1 protein-coding gene is annotated in these 1,108 nt (G+C 63.9%); it reads right to left on the bottom strand.

Annotation, left to right across the window (positions count from 1 at the left end; translation table 11 throughout):
• On the bottom strand, positions 1-1,108 hold a 1,108-nt coding region (locus GY725_20470), incomplete at both ends, for a PQQ-binding-like beta-propeller repeat protein (protein MCP4006560.1).

The following is a 1,108-nucleotide window of genomic DNA, read 5'->3' as shown; positions in this document are numbered from 1 at the left end:
TGAGGCCGGCCACTCGGGCATGCGTAGTTCCGAGAACACGGCGAAGCCGTTGTCGACGGAGTTCGGATTTCTCGGATCGGACTGCGGGTTCCCGAAATCAACGGTGAACGCGTACGTGTACTGCGCCTTCGCGTCGAGTTCCAGACTGCGATAGAAGAGGTCGGTGCCCGCAAGTCCGAACAGCTCGAGCTCTGGCACACCGGCGGCGACGTCGCCGCGGACCGCAACGTCGTCGGCCTCTCCCCGCCAGATCAGATGCGCCAGGCCGTCTTCGCCGGTCAGTGGCGTGCTCTCGACCGAGCCCAGGCGACGATCGACCATCGCCTGCCGTTTCGATTCGGGCAGCTTCTCGACCGACGCGATCCATGTCCCGAACTCACCGTGGTGGCGATCCACGGTCTCGCGCTCGGCGACTTGTGGCGCCACCGAGGTGTCCACCCTGATGGCGGCCATCTGCGCGAGGTTGCGCACGAAGAACTGCCCGTCCGAGAAACTCGGAACGGCGTAGTCTCCGACCTCGAACACGGGAACTCGCGCGAGTTCACGGTAACCGTCCGGCGATGCATCGACGACGACGAACTGACCGTCGTTCGAGATCACGGCGAGCTTCCCGTCGACGGCGGACAATCCGAAACTGTTCAGATCGCGCGATCGCCAGACGAACTCGCCCGTTTCGACCGACGCGCATGTCATGACGTTGCCGGAGAAGCCATAGAGGTGGTCGCCGATCAGCACCGGCAGGGCGAGGGTGTTGCCGAACGCTCGACTCTGCCAGACCTCCTCCACTCCGGTCTTGTTCACCCGGTACAATCTCGACCCGTTTCTCAACTTGACCAGGAAGCGTTCGTCGTCGATCACGGTCACATGCGACGAATTGTCGATCTGTCCATCCTCGGTGTGTCGCGCCTCCCACAGAACTTCGCCGCTCTTGGGATCGACGCCGGTGACGAAGTGATCGGTCGGGGCAATCAACACCTGCCGGCCGCCGAGGTCGACGAGCGTCGGCGACTGGTAGCTCACCGTGTCGTCCCCCGCGGTCCACTTCGGCTTGCCCGTTTTGCGGTCGAATGCGGTCAGTGCGTGGCCTTCGCCCCCGGTGGAGACAATC

This window comes from bacterium, from assembly GCA_024226335.1.
Taxonomy (GTDB): Bacteria; Myxococcota_A; UBA9160; order SZUA-336; family SZUA-336; genus JAAELY01.
Note: the sequence above shows the minus strand (reverse complement) of the source record. Positions and strands in the feature narration are given on the sequence as shown.